The 14736-nt window shown below is 60.6% G+C and carries 9 protein-coding genes; all 9 read left to right on the forward strand.

What is annotated here, in order from left to right:
• The first annotated feature begins 208 nt into the window (after positions 1–208).
• Positions 209–1795, forward strand: a complete 1587-nt coding sequence (gene glgA / locus CKW20_RS15655) for a glycogen synthase GlgA (RefSeq protein ID WP_095053723.1) — start codon at positions 209–211, stop codon at positions 1793–1795.
• A gap of 13 nt (positions 1796–1808) precedes the next feature.
• Positions 1809–3605 (forward strand): malto-oligosyltrehalose trehalohydrolase, encoded by a 1797-nt coding sequence (gene treZ / locus CKW20_RS15660; protein ID WP_095053724.1) that lies wholly within the window; start codon positions 1809–1811, stop codon positions 3603–3605.
• Positions 3602–5680: a 4-alpha-glucanotransferase gene (malQ, locus tag CKW20_RS15665; RefSeq protein ID WP_095053725.1), complete on the forward strand. Its 2079-nt coding sequence runs from the start codon at positions 3602–3604 to the stop codon at positions 5678–5680. Before treZ ends, malQ begins: the two co-directional genes overlap by 4 nt.
• On the forward strand, positions 5677–8472 hold the full coding sequence (locus CKW20_RS15670) for a malto-oligosyltrehalose synthase (RefSeq protein ID WP_095053726.1): 2796 nt from the start codon (positions 5677–5679) through the stop codon (positions 8470–8472). Before malQ ends, CKW20_RS15670 begins: the two co-directional genes overlap by 4 nt.
• A gap of 21 nt (positions 8473–8493) precedes the next feature.
• A complete protein-coding gene (locus CKW20_RS15675) occupies positions 8494–8859 on the forward strand; it encodes a DUF2934 domain-containing protein (protein ID WP_095053727.1) in 366 nt (121 codons plus the stop codon).
• Between the two features lie 152 nt (positions 8860–9011).
• Complete coding sequence (glgX, locus tag CKW20_RS15680; RefSeq protein WP_095053728.1) at positions 9012–11171, forward strand: glycogen debranching protein GlgX; 2160 nt, start codon at positions 9012–9014, stop codon at positions 11169–11171.
• A gap of 340 nt (positions 11172–11511) precedes the next feature.
• Positions 11512–12270, forward strand: coding sequence for a PIG-L deacetylase family protein (locus tag CKW20_RS15685; protein WP_095053729.1), 759 nt, complete (start codon positions 11512–11514; stop codon positions 12268–12270).
• A gap of 124 nt (positions 12271–12394) precedes the next feature.
• Complete coding sequence (locus CKW20_RS15690) at positions 12395–13195, forward strand: endonuclease/exonuclease/phosphatase family protein (protein WP_095053730.1); 801 nt, start codon at positions 12395–12397, stop codon at positions 13193–13195.
• Between the two features lie 428 nt (positions 13196–13623).
• Positions 13624–14691: an autotransporter outer membrane beta-barrel domain-containing protein gene (locus CKW20_RS15695; RefSeq protein ID WP_095053731.1), complete on the forward strand. Its 1068-nt coding sequence runs from the start codon at positions 13624–13626 to the stop codon at positions 14689–14691.
• Positions 14692–14736 lie beyond the last annotated feature (45 nt).

Below are 14736 nucleotides of genomic sequence, written 5' to 3' on the forward strand. Positions count from 1 at the left end.
GAAACTTTTGGTGCTGGCCTCGGGTCAGGTTAAAGGGAGGGCCAGCGACTGGTGCATTCCTTGCAACAGCCACTTCACCCATTCAGCTTCAGCGCATGGGCAGCGCTTGCTCACCGATGCGTAGCGCGTTTGCGCCCGGCCACGGAATTGGCCACGAACACCGTTTGTGCCAGGCCAGGAATCAGATCAATAAAACGGGGAGATTCATATGATCAGTACGGCGTTAGATATTCAGGGAGAGCGTGCTCATCAGCAGGTCGGCGAAACGAGCGCCGTGGAGGCCTTTACAGCCAAATCGGCCGGCGTCCCGATCACCAAGACGCTGGCACCCGTAGTCAGGCATAACCCCAACAAGAAAAAAGTCCTGTTCGTCACCTCGGAGATTGCCGACCTGGTAAAGACCGGTGGCCTGGGCGACGTTTCCGCCGCGCTGCCGCGGGCCATGGCACATTTGCACGATGTCCGTGTGCTGATCCCCGGTTATCCGCAAGTGATGAACAGCGAAAACCCGATTCATATCATCGGTGAACTGGGTGGGCACGCAGCATTGCCGCCCTGCAAGATCGGGCGCATGGACATGCCCGACGGCCTGGTCATTTACGTGCTGATCTGCCCTGAACTGTACGAGCGCGAAGGTTCGCCTTACGGCGCCAACAACGGTCGCGACTGGCCGGACAACCATATTCGTTTCGCCCGTCTGGGCCTCGCGGCAGCCGATATCGCCGCCAACCTCGCGCAAATTCACTGGTGCCCGGACCTGGTGCACGCACACGACTGGCCCGCCGGCCTGGCCCCTGCTTATATGCACTGGCGTGGCCAACGCACCCCGACCCTGTTCACCATCCACAACCTGGCATACCAGGGCGTCACCAGCCTCGGCTCGTGCCCGGAGCTCGGTATCCCCATGCATGCCTTGCAACAGGAAGGCATGGAGTTTTACGGCAAGATGTCGTTCCTCAAGGCCGGCATGGCCTACTCGAGCCACATCACCACCGTCAGCGCCACCTATGCCCAGGAAATCACCACGCCAGCCTTCGGCTGCGGCCTCGACGGTTTTCTCGCCGCCAAGACCCAGCAAGGTCTGCTCAGCGGAATTCCCAATGGCATCGATGAGAGCTGGGACGCAGCGACCGATCCGCACCTTTTCCACCCATTCGGCATCGGCGATTGGGACGGTAAAGCTGTCAATGCCATGCACGTTCGCAGGCTGTTCAACCTCGAAGACTCTGAAGGTCCGCTGTTCGCCGTGGTTTCGCGGCTGGTCTACCAGAAAGGCCTGGACCTGACCGAAGCAGTGGCCGAATACATTGTCGACAACGGCGGGCAAATCGCGATCATCGGCCGTGGCGAACCGGAAGAAGAACAAGCCATGCGTGAACTGGCGTTACGCTTCCCCGGACAAGTCGGCGTACACATCGGCTTCAATGAAACCGACGCCCGACGGATGTTCGCCGGCAGCGATTTCCTGCTGATGCCTTCGCGTTACGAACCCTGCGGCCTGAGCCAGATGTATGCCCAACGTTTCGGTTCATTGCCAGTGGCCCGCAATACCGGTGGCTTGGCCGACACCATTGAAAACGGTGTGACCGGTTTCCTCTTCGACGAATCCACGGTGGAGAGTTATCGCGAAGCCCTGAGCCGCGCGTTCAAGGTGTTCGCCTTCCCGGGTCTGCTCAACGCGATGCGTTGCCGAGCCATGGCGGCGCCCTTCAACTGGTGCAAGGCCGTCGAACCCTACGCCGAACTCTACGAACAACTGGTGGCTAAAGCACTGGGAAAATCGGGCAAACAGTAAGAGGCTTTCAACGATGCCGTTACGGACCCTTGAGACCTGGCCCCACGGCGCAATCATGCTGGACGCAGAACACACGCGTTTTGCCTTGTGGGCGCCAGATGCGTTTTTCGTCAGTCTCGAACTGGTAGATGGACAATCCCTGCCGCTGCTGCCTCAGGCCGATGGCTGGTTTGTGATCAAGACCCGCTGCCCCGCGGGTACCCGCTACCGCTACAACATCGATGGCGAACTTACGGTGCCGGACCCGGCCTCCCGCGCCCAAGCGGGCGATATCGACAGCCACTGCGTGGTGGTCGATCCCCTCGCCTATCGGTGGCAACACAGCGCCTGGCAGGGGCGGCCCTGGAATGAGGCGGTGATCTACGAACTGCACGTGGGACTACTCGGCGGTTTCAGCGAGGTCGAACAGCATCTGGCGCACCTGGTCGAACTGGGTATTACCGCCATCGAACTGATGCCACTGGCGCAGTTCCCCGGCGAACGTAACTGGGGCTATGACGGGGTTTTGCTTTATGCGCCCCAGGCTTCCTACGGCTCGCCCGAACAACTCAAACACCTGATCGACACCGCCCACGGCCATGGTTTGGCGGTGATTCTCGACGTGGTCTACAACCACTTCGGCCCCGACGGCAATTACCTGCACCGCTACGCCAAAGGCTTTTTCCGCGAAGACAAACATACCCCGTGGGGCGCGGCGATCGACTTCCGGCGGCGCGAGGTGCGCGACTTCTTTATCGACAACGCGCTGATGTGGTTACTGGAGTACCGCTTCGACGGTCTGCGCCTGGACGCAGTGCATGCCATCGAAGACCCGGACTTTCTTCAAGAGCTGGCGCAACGGGTGCGTCGGCAAACCGATCCGGCGCGGCACGTGTGGCTCATGGCAGAAAACGAGCACAACCAGGCCAGCCTGCTGGAGCAAGGTTTCGACGCGCAGTGGAACGATGACGGCCATAACGCCCTGCACGTTCTGCTCACGGGTGAAACCGATGCCTATTACGCCGACTATGCCGACCACCCCACCGAACAGCTCGCCCGTTGCCTGAGCCAGGGCTTCGTGTTTCAAGGCCATATCACTCGCCACGGTACGGTGCGCGGTCAGCCGAGCGGTCACTTGCCGCCCACGGCGTTCGTGCTTTTTCTGCAGAACCACGACCAGATTGGCAATCGCGCCTTTGGCGAGCGTCTGCATCAGTTGGCCCATCCTGATGCCCTTTACGCCGCCACCGCATTGTTGCTGTTGTCGCCGATGATCCCGCTGATGTTCATGGGCGATGAGTTCGCCGCCGAGCAACCGTTCCTGTTTTTCACCAGCCACCATGGTGAGCTGGCGGAGTTGGTGCGCGAAGGACGGCGCAATGAGTTCGCAGCGTTCAGCGCCTTTGCCGACCCGCACAAACGCGAGCAGATTCCTGACCCGAACGCGACGCAGACCTTCGAAGCTTCACGGCCAAAACTGACCGCCAGCCGCCAATCGCCGATTTACCACCTGTATCGCCAACTGCTGCAGATCCGCCATCGACACATCATCCCGCACCTGCCCGGCGCCCAGGCGCTGGGCGCGCAGGTACTGGCCGAGGGCGCGGTGACGGCGCGCTGGCGGCTGGGCGATGGCAGTCAGTTGCGCATTGACCTGAACCTCAGCGACGCGCCCGTGGTCCACACCCCACAGGCCGACGCGACATTGCTGTTCGAACACCCGCCACAATCGGCCGGTCTGTTGAATCAGGGCATGCTTGCCCCGTATTGCGCGCTAGTCAGCCTCACGGCCGCAGCCCCTTTGCTACCCCCGGACGGAGAGCGCCCATGAGCAATACGCAACTGGAAATACTGGCCAGCCGAGCAGGCTTGGCCGTCGATTGGATCGACGCCAATGGCCGTCCACAGAAAGTGACCCCGGCGGTGTTGCGCTCGGTACTCAGCGGACTTGGCCATCCCGCCAGTACCGCCCAGGAGATCGATGCCAGCCTGCTGCAATTGCAGGAGGTGCAACAAACCCGGCACCTGCCGCCGCTGCTGACCTGCGACGTGGGCGTCGGCCTTGATCTGGCCCACTACTTCGAACCGCACACTCCGTGTGAAATCCATCTCGAAGACGGCTCACGGATTAACTTGAAGCTCGATGACAACGCTGTGTTGCCCGGCTTGGTGCCGGTGGGTTATCAGCACGTCAGCATCGACGATCAATCCTTCACCCTGGCGGTGGCACCCCAGCGCTGCTACAGCGTCGGCGACGCGGTTGACAGTAAAAACCCGCGCGCCTGGGGCCTGAGCGTGCAGTTGTACTCGCTGCGTCGCCCCGGCGATGGCGGTTTCGGCGATACCCAGGCCCTCGAAGATCTGGCCCGGGTGGCCGGCGAACGGGGCGCCGAAGCGTTGGCGATCAGCCCGCTGCATGCGATGTTCAGCGGCGACACCCAGCGTTACAGCCCTTACTCGCCGTCCAGCCGCTTGTTCCTCAATAGCCTGTACGCGGCGCCCGGTGCGATTCTCGGTGAGCGTGCCCTGCGCACCGCGATCGACGCCACCGGCCTTGCCGCTGAGCTCAAGCACCTGGAAAAACTGCCGCTGATCGACTGGCCCACCGCCGCCGAAGCCAAGCACCGCTTGCTCGAAGCCTTGTATGAAGGATTCACTCACGGCGAACACCCTTTGCACCCGGACTTCAGCAGTTTTCGCCATGCCGGTGGCGAAGCGCTGGAAAATCATTGCCGCTTCGAGGCGATCCAGGAAGCCCGAGCGCGGTGCGGTGAAAGCCTCGACTGGCGCGAGTGGCCCGAGCAGTGGCGTGACCCACGCAGCACCGCCCTGGCGCATTTTGCCGAAGAAAACTCGACCCGCATCGGCTACTACGCTTTCTGCCAATGGCTGATTGCGCGCAGCCTGGAACGCGCCCAGGCCGCCGCGCGCGGTGCCGGCATGGGCATCGGCCTGATCGCCGACCTGGCCGTTGGCGCTGACGGCGGCGGCAGCCAGGCTTGGAGTCGTCAGGACGAATTGCTCGCCTCACTGACCGTGGGTGCGCCACCGGACATCCTCAACCGTTCCGGCCAGGGCTGGGGCATTTCCGCGTTCTCCCCCGAAGGTCTGGTGCGCAACGGCTTTCGCGCGTTCATCGAAATGCTGCGGGCCAACTTCGCCCATGCCGGTGGCCTGCGCATCGATCACGTCATGGGGCTGCAACGACTGTGGGTGATCCCCAACGACGCGCCGCCCAGCGACGGTGCCTACCTCTATTACCCGGTGGACGACCTGCTGCGCTTGCTGACCCTCGAATCCCATCGACATCAGGCCATTGTCCTCGGCGAAGACCTCGGCACCGTGCCCGAGGGTCTGCGCGAGAAACTCATCGCGCGCTCGATTCTCGGCATGCGCGTGCTGCTGTTCGAACAGGACAATACTCACTTCAAGCCGATTCTCGACTGGCCGGACAACGCCCTGGCAACCACCAGCACCCATGACCTGCCGACGCTCAATGGTTGGTGGCATGGCCGCGATATCGACTGGAGCGCGCGCTTGAATCTGGTCGACGCCCCGGGTGAAATCGAATGGCGCCAACATCGTGAGCGCGAGCGCGAAGGTTTGCGCCGGGTGCTGAGCCAGGACCCGCAGAATTTCCGCGAAGAGTCCCACGAAACCGATCAGGTGCTCGATGCCGCGATCCGGTTCCTCGGCCATACCCGCGCGCCGCTGGTATTGCTGCCACTGGAAGATGCCTTGGGCATCGAACAGCAGGCCAACCTGCCCGGCACCACCGACAGCCATCCCAACTGGTCCCGCAGGCTACCCGGCGACAGCGAAGCCCTGCTCGATGATCCGGACGCCTCCCGGCGCCTGGAACTGCTCGCCTGTGCGCGACTTCAGGCGGCCGAGCGTGACCAATGAATCAACCGCTCACCCAACCGCTGCGGGCAACCCTGCGGCTGCAGTTCCATAAAGGTTTCACTCTGGATCAGGCGGTGCCGCTGGTGCCGTACTTTGCCAGCCTGGGCATCAGCCACGTCTATGCCTCGCCGCTGCTCGCCGCCCGCGCGGGGTCCATGCATGGCTACGACGTGGTAGACCCGACTACCGTCAACCCTGAACTGGGCGGCGAAGCTGCCTTGCGCCGTTTGGTCAGTGCGTTGCGCGAACAGAACATGGGGCTGATCCTCGACATCGTCTCCAACCACATGGCCGTCGGTGGTGGCGATAACCCGTGGTGGCTCGATTTGCTGGAATGGGGGCGACTGAGCCCTTACGGCGAGTTCTTCGACATTCAATGGCACTCGCCCGACCCGTTGATGGAGGGCCAATTGCTGCTGCCTTTTTTAGGCAGCGATTACGGCATCGCCTTGCAGGACGGCACCCTGCCCTTGCGTTTCGATGCCCGGCGCGGCGCCTTTTATGTCGAGCACTACGAACATCACTTCCCGATTTGCCCGTCGGACTACGGCGAGTTGCTCAAGGCAGATGATCAATTGAATGCCGAGCAGGTCGAGCAGCTCAAATCCCTGGCAGACCGCTTCAGCACCTTGAGTTACCAAACCGACGCGTACAGCCTGGCGATTCCGCTAAAAACCGAGCTGCATGAACTGGCCAGCGATCCGGCCATTCTTCACGCCATCCAGCACACGCTCGGCACCTACGACTCGCTCACCCCCGAAGGTTTCCAGCGCCTGCATAACCTGCTGGAGCGCCAGAGTTATCGCCTGGCCAGCTGGCGCACCGCGGCGGACGACATCAACTGGCGGCGCTTTTTCGATATCAATGAACTGGGTGGCCTGCGCGTTGAACGCCCGGCGGTGTTCGAGGCGACCCACGCAAAAATCTTCGAGCTGGTGGCCGAAGGTCTTGTCGACGGGTTGCGCATCGACCACATCGACGGCCTCGCCGACCCGCGCGGTTACTGCCGCAAACTGCGGCGCAGAGTCGATAGCCTGGTCCCGGACCGGCACCTGCCGATCTACGTCGAGAAGATCCTCGGCGAAGGCGAAACCCTGCACCGCGACTGGGCGATTGATGGCAGCACCGGTTACGAATTCATGAACCAGTTGTCGTTGCTGCAACACGACCCCGAAGGCACCCAGACCTTGGGTGAACTCTGGAGCCGGCACAGCGAACGGCCCGCGGATTTCCGTCAGGAAGCACAACTGGCGCGTCAGCAGATTCTCAACGGCTCCCTCGCCGGGGATTTCGAAAGTGTCGCCCACGCCCTGTTGCAAGTGGCCCGGGACGACTTGATGACGCGGGACCTGACCCTCGGCGCGATCCGTCGGGCCTTGCAGGAGCTGATCGTGCACTTCCCGGTGTACCGCACTTATATCGGGCCGTTGGGCCGCTGCGATCAGGACGAAGTTTTTTTTCAGCAAGCCATGGACAGTGCCCGGCAAACCCTTGGTGAGGCCGATTGGCCGGTGCTCGACAGCCTGGCTGGCTGGCTCGGTGGCCAACCCTGGCGCAAGCGCCCGGTGGGCCGCCCACGCAAACTGCTCAAGCATGCCTGCGTGCGATTCCAACAACTGACCTCACCGACGGCGGCGAAGGCCGTGGAAGACACCGCGCTTTATCGCTCGGCGGTGCTGCTGTCGCGCAATGATGTCGGCTACAACACCGAGCAGTTCAGCGCCCCGGTGGCTGACTTCCATGCAGCCTGCGCCAATCGCCTCGCCGAATTCCCCGACAACCTACTGGCCACCGCGACCCACGACCACAAACGCGGGGAAGACAGCCGTGCGCGGCTAGCGATATTGAGCGAACGCAGCGCCTGGTATGCCGAACAGGTCGAACACTGGCAAACCCTGGCCGACGAATTGCGCATTGAACCCGGCGCGCCTTCGACGGGCGATGAGCTGATTCTTTATCAAGCGATCCTCGGCAGTTGGCCGTTGGAACTGCGCGGCGATGATCAGGTGGCCCTTGAGGCCTACGCCAAACGCCTCCGACAGTGGCAACGCAAAGCCCTGCGCGAAGCCAAGTTGCAAAGCAGCTGGAGTGCGCCAAACGAGGGCTATGAACAGGCGACCGATGGATTTCTCCAACGCCTGCTGCTCAGCCCCGAAGGCCAGCCATTGCGCAAGGCCATTGGTGCGGCGGCGCAGAGCATCGCCGCCCCGGGCGCGTTGAATGGCTTGGCGCAAACTTTGCTGCGAATGACCGTGCCGGGGGTACCGGACCTCTATCAGGGCAACGAGTTCTGGGACTTCACGCTGGTCGATCCGGACAACCGCCGGCCGGTGGATTACGTCAGCCGTCAGCAGGCCATGCTCGTACGGTTGGACCTGCCCGATCTGTTGGCGAACTGGCGTGACGGGCGCATCAAGCAAACCCTGATCGCCCAGACGTTACACCAGCGTGCCGAGCATGCCGGGCTGTTTCAAAAAGGGACGTATCAAGCCCTTGAAATCCTCGGCAGCCAGGCTAGCCGGGTACTGGCGTTTGCTCGTGAATGGCAGGGAAAACGGGCTATCGTGCTAGTACCGATACGCTGTGCCGAACTGCTGGAAAACAGTGCCGAACCACAGGTTGAAGCGCCGATCTGGGGCGATACACGGGTCAAATTACCGTTTACCGCCCCTGAAGAAAATATGAAGGGACTTTTCGCCAGCGTCGCAGTCACAAAACACAGGGAACTGATGGTCAGCGCCGCACTGGGGGATTTCCCGGTCAATCTCTTTATCCAAACTACCCAAGCTTGAGTTCAGTTCAGGAGCATTGCGATGAGTACCGACGATAAACGTATCCGCGAATTTGCCTATCAGATCTGGGAGTCCGAAGGAAAACCCGTGGGCCAGGAAGCACGCCATTGGGAGATGGCCTGCAAACTGGCCGAAGCCGAAGCACTGGCGCCCGGCAAGTCACCGAAAGCCAGCGGCAGTAAAACCGTCGGCACCAAGCCTGCTGCCAGCAAGCCCGACGGCAAGCTGGTCAATGCCAAAGGCATCGAAACCAAAACCAAAGGCATCGAAACCAAAGCCAAAGCCAAGCCTAAGGCCAAACCCGCCGCCGCTTCGGCAGTGACCCCGCCTGGCGAAAAAGCCACCGAGAAAAAACCTCGCGCTGCGCGTAAACCGCCAACGACCTGACGACGTACCTCACTTGATTTGTGGCGAGCGCTGTAGGAGCGGGCTTGCCCGCGAAAGCGGTATTTCAGGGTTATCAACGTTGACTGTACCGCCGTCTTCGCGGGCAAGCCCGCTCCTACAGGGATTTCGCCTCCCCCTTTGCAGGAGCATCTATGAGCAGTCCAAAGAAAACCGCGCCCGAACCTCATGCCGAGGCCTCGCGAATCCGTGAAGGCTTGCCCTTCCCGCTCGGCGCGACCTGGGATGGCCTGGGGGTCAATTTCGCGCTGTTTTCGGCTAACGCAACCAAGGTCGAACTGTGCATCTTCGACGATGCCGGCGAGGTGGAACTCGAGCGTATCGAGTTGCCGGAATACACCGACGAGATCTACCACGGCTACTTGCCCGATGCCCATCCGGGGTTGATCTACGGCTATCGCGTGTACGGTCCGTATGACCCGGCCAACGGTCATCGTTTCAACCCCAACAAACTGCTGATCGACCCCTACGCCAAACAATTGGTCGGCCAATTGAAATGGTCCGAAGCGTTGTTTGGTTTCACCATCGGTCACCCTGATGCCGACCTCAGTTTCGATGAGCGGGACAGTGCGCCCTTCGTGCCAAAATGCAAAGTGATCGACCCGGCCCACACCTGGGGCCACGACCATCGGGTCAGCGTGCCGTGGGACAAGACCATCATTTATGAGACCCACGTACGCGGCTTCAGCATGCGTCACCCCTCTGTCCCCGAGAACTTGCGCGGCACCTTCGCCGGGCTGATGGTCGATGACGTACTGGAACACATCCGCAAGCTCGGCGTGTCGAGCGTGGAATTGCTGCCGATCCATGCCTTCGTCAATGACCAGCATCTATTGCACAAAGGCATGACCAATTACTGGGGTTACAACAGCATCGCGTTCTTTGCCCCGGACCCACGCTACCTGGCGAGCGGCAAGATCGCCGAGTTCAAGGAGATGGTCGCGCACCTGCATGAAGCCAATCTGGAGGTGATCCTCGACGTGGTTTACAACCACACCGCCGAGGGCAATGAACAGGGCCCGACGCTGTCGATGCGCGGCATCGACAACGCCTCCTACTACCGTTTGATGCCTGAAGACAAACGCTATTACATCAACGACTCGGGAACCGGCAACACCCTGGACCTGAGTCATCCATGTGTATTGCAAATGGTCACCGACTCACTGCGTTACTGGGCCACGGAAATGCACGTGGACGGTTTCCGTTTTGATCTGGCGACCATTCTCGGCCGCTATCACGACGGTTTCGACGAGCGTCACAGCTTCCTCGTGGCCTGTCGCCAAGACCCTGTGCTGCGCCAAGTGAAGATGATTGCCGAATCCTGGGACTGCGGCCCCGGCGGTTATCAGGTCGGCAACTTTCCGCCGGGGTGGGTCGAGTGGAACGACAAGTTCCGCGACACCGTGCGTGCGTTCTGGAAAGGCGATGATGGTCAAATCGCCGACTTCGCCAACCGCATGACCGCGTCCGGTGAGATGTTCAATCAGCGTGGCCGGCGTCCGTATGCCTCGTTGAACTTCATCACCGCCCATGACGGTTTCACGCTCAACGATCTGGTGTCGTACAACGACAAGCACAATGAAGCCAACGACGAGAACAATCAGGACGGCAGCAACAACAACCTGTCGTGGAACCACGGTGTCGAAGGCCCCACTGACGATCCCGAGATCAATGCGCTGCGCCAGCGACAAATGCGTAATTTTTTCGCCACGTTGCTGCTGTCCCAGGGCACGCCGATGCTGGTGGCCGGCGATGAGTTCGCCCGCACCCAGGAAGGCAACAACAATGCCTATTGCCAGGACAGTGAGATCGGTTGGGTCAATTGGGACCTGAGTGAAGACGGCAAGGCCCTGCTCAAGTTCGTCAAACGCCTGATCAAATTACGCCTGGCCTATCCGATCCTGCGGCGCGGGCGTTTCCTGGTGGGCAATTACAACGAAGACATCGGCGTCAAGGACGTGACCTGGCTGGCCCCGGATGGCAGCGAAATGTCCACCGAACAATGGGAGGAAGGCCACGGTCGTTGCCTGGGCATCCTGCTCGATGGCCGTGCCCAGGAAACCGGCATTCGCCGCAAGGGCGCCGACGCAACGCTGCTGCTGGTGGTCAATGCCCACCATGACATCGTCAATTTCCTGCTGCCGGAAGTGCCTGACGGCGGTTTCTGGACCTGCATGATCGATACCAATCAACCCTCGATTCGTGGCCAGGAACGCTTCGAGTTCGGTCACGAATATTCGGTCACCGGCCGTTCACTGCTGCTGTTCGAATTGCAGCGTGAAGAAGAAGAGTAAAAATCCCCTGTAGGAGCGAGGCTTGCTCGCGAAGGCGTAGTGTCAGTCGACATCATCGTTGCTTGATATACCGCCTTCGCGGGCAAGCCTCGCTCCTACACGTTCAACAGGCAATTTTCTGTGTTTATTTGCGACATCCGACACAATCCGGATTAAAAAGCCATATCAGACCAAAGGCTGAGGCGACGAATAGCGTTCCATGAGCAATACTCTCCCCGCAGCAATCCAGGGTTCGGAGCGTTGCAATGGTTATTTTTCCGCCTTCACGGGTCTGCAAGGCTTGCTCCCCTGCAAGCAATGCGCATGACTGAGGGCAAGACAGAACAAGGACGTAGCGCCTATGAAATCAGTCTCCATCAGCGAAAACAGCTCGCTCGCACAGATCTGGAACAGCGCCCCGCAACTGGACAACATCCCTGTCATCAACACCGAAACGTTGGTCCCGGCCGGCACTCGCGCGGTAGTCATCGCGCCGCATCCCGGCGATGAAGTGGTGACTTGCGGTGGCCTGCTGCAGTTGCTGTGCTCCCTCGGCCATCCTTTGCAATTGATCTCGATCACCGACGGTAGCGCCAGTCATCCGGGGTCACGACAATGGTCGGAGAAACGCTTGAGCGTGTTCCGCCCCCAGGAAAGCGTCGAAGCCTTACGCCGGCTGGGGGTGCCGATGCACAGCCTGAAGTGGATTCGTGGCGGCTTCACCGACAGCGGCCTGGCTGAGCGGGAGTCTGAATTGACCCAGTTCATCGTCCGCTATCTGCGCCCCGGTGATGTGGTATTCACCACATGGCGCGAAGACGGTAACGTCGACCACGACGCCGTCGGCCGTGCCAGCGCCAGAGCAGCGGCTCTGGTCGGGGCAACGCTCAACGAAGTACCCGTCTGGGCCTGGCACTGGCCGACGCGCGATCACGGGTTGATTCCCTGGCATCGCGCACGCAAGGTACGCCTTGACACCTGGACCGTCGCGCGCAAAAGCCACGCCACCTACGCCTACGCCAGCCAACTCGACGGCGAGCCGGCAATCGGCATCGCCCCAATGCTGCCCCCGGTGATACTGGAGCGCATGCGGTTACCGTATGAAATTGTGTTTGTCTGATGCCCCGGTTCTCAATCAGACAACAATCCAGACTCGCTCCCACATGGATTGGCTTCGCTCAATTGGAACTGCTTGCCCGTGCATCAGTCGCATAGAAACATCAGCCTGATTCAGAGGAGTGAACGTGACCAGTGATGCCGAACGACAGGCCGTCGAATCAATGCTATCGAACACTCCGGCGGCGATTCATCGACTGAGAGTGCTGACGGTCAACACCCACAAAGGCTTCACCGCCCTCAACCGGCGTTTCATCCTGCCAGAACTGCGTGAAGCGGTACGCAGCACGTCGGCCGACCTGGTGTTTCTACAGGAAGTGGTCGGTGAGCACGACCGGCATTCTTCCCGTTACAACGACTGGCCACAAACCTCGCAATACGAGTTCCTGGCCGACAGCATGTGGAGCGATTTCGCTTACGGTCGCAACGCGGTCTACCCCGACGGCCACCACGGCAATGCCTTGCTGTCGAAGTACCCGATCCGCGAGTTTCGCAACCTCGATGTCTCGATCACCGGCCCCGAGCGGCGCGGGTTGCTGCACTGTGTGCTGGATGTACCGGGGCATGCCGAAATTCATGCCATTTGCGTGCACCTGAGCCTGTTGGAAAGCCATCGACAACTCCAACTCCAGTTGCTCTGCCTGTTGCTCGAGTCGCTGCCCGATGACGCCCCGGTGATTATTGCCGGCGACTTCAACGACTGGCAGTTGCAAGGCAACGCTGCCCTCGCCAGGCGCCACTACCTGCATGAAGCCTTTGAACGCCATCATGGCCGACCGGCGAAAACTTACCCGGCGCGTTTTCCCTTGTTGCGCCTGGACCGGATCTACCTGCGTAATGCCAACAGTCATGAACCGCGCATACTCAGCCATAAACCCTGGACGCACCTGTCGGACCATTTGCCGCTGGCGGTGGAGGTGCGCCTGTAACACCGTCAAATGCCAGTCATCAAGGACAGGCAACTCTGACAGAAAAAATGACAGTAATAGCGCGCCGACCTCGTTCGTCAATCCTGCACCGGATCCTCCGTCAAACAACCGATAGCACCCTACCAAGGGCGTCTGGCCCGCGTCTTTCGGAATGATTTTTTTCACAAACAACAACTTAGATACGCGCCAATAATCAGTCACTTACAGTTCATAAAATAGCCATACCGCTTATCGGCCACTTTCTTGACGCAACGCCAGCCGTCTTCTTAGCTAGTGCTTACTACCCCCGGAAATCCATCAGGGGCAAGCCTCCAGACTCCTGTAAAAACAGGCGGGTATGACCTTGCCTCAATCCATTCGGTCGCCCCTCATTCGGGGTAGGAGAGACGCCACAGCGAGATACGCATGCGATTGCAAGGTAGACCCCCATGAGAACTTCATTCACCTCACAAGAGATCAAAGTCACGTTTTGCACTGTCACAGGTTCATTCCTGCTGTGCTCATCCATGGAGGTGCAGGCCTCGCCTGCCGAGGACGAAACAAACCTCTGGTACAACCAGGCATTGCCGACCCTGACCTTGCCGGCCGACTCCGCCACATATCCCGGCCGCTTACGCGCTAATCAAGACTTACAAAGCTCACGCCTGACGGTGGAAGACGCCGCGCCTTCGGCCTGGGACCACGTCTATGGAAAGGCGTCACGGCAGGCCCAAACCGATTATCTGGCCCAGGGTTCTGCTATCTCCGGCGCCACTGAATTCAAAGGCCCGGCGCTGCTGACCGTGCAAAGCAACAGCGGCCATACCCAACGGGTCGGACTGATCGGCGGCACCACCCAATTCCAGGGCAATGACAACGGTCTGCTGACCAGCCGCGCCCTCGCCGATCCCGGCCATGACACGCTCAATCTTCAAGGCCAAAGTCTCGGCGCCTACTGGAGCCTGACCGGCCCACAAGGCTGGCACGTAGACTTGACGGCCAGCGGTGGCCGGGTCAACGGATACAGCCGCAATGACCAGGGCGCGCGACAAGCCACCGAAGGCAGCGCGGTGACATTGTCGGTGGAAGGTGGTTTCCCGATTGGTCTGGGTAATAACTGGGTGATCGAACCCCAGGCGCAGTTGATCAATCAGCGTATTACGCTGGATACGCCATATGCCGGCTCCGGTAACGCTTCATCCAGCGACCTGACGTCCTGGAGCGGTCGGGTCGGTGCACGCTTGAAAGGCAGTTACGATATTAACGGCCTACCGGTCGAACCCTATGTGCGGACCAACGTGTGGCACACGGTGTACACCGGCAATACCGTGAGCCTGGATCAGGTCGACAAAATCAGCAGCAGCCGCAACTCGTCGACGGTAGATGTAGGTCTGGGGCTAGTGGCCAGAGTGACGCCTTTGGTCAGCCTGTATGTCAGCGCCGATTACAGCAGCGATGTGGATGACAATGATTTGAACGGGTTGATTGGCAGCCTTGGGGTGCGGATGCGGTGGTAAAGCCTGACCGATGATCGTTCCCACGCAGAGCGTGGGAACGATCAG

Origin of the sequence: Pseudomonas sp. Irchel s3b2 (assembly GCF_900187445.1) — a bacterium.
GTDB lineage: Bacteria > Pseudomonadota > Gammaproteobacteria > Pseudomonadales > Pseudomonadaceae > Aquipseudomonas.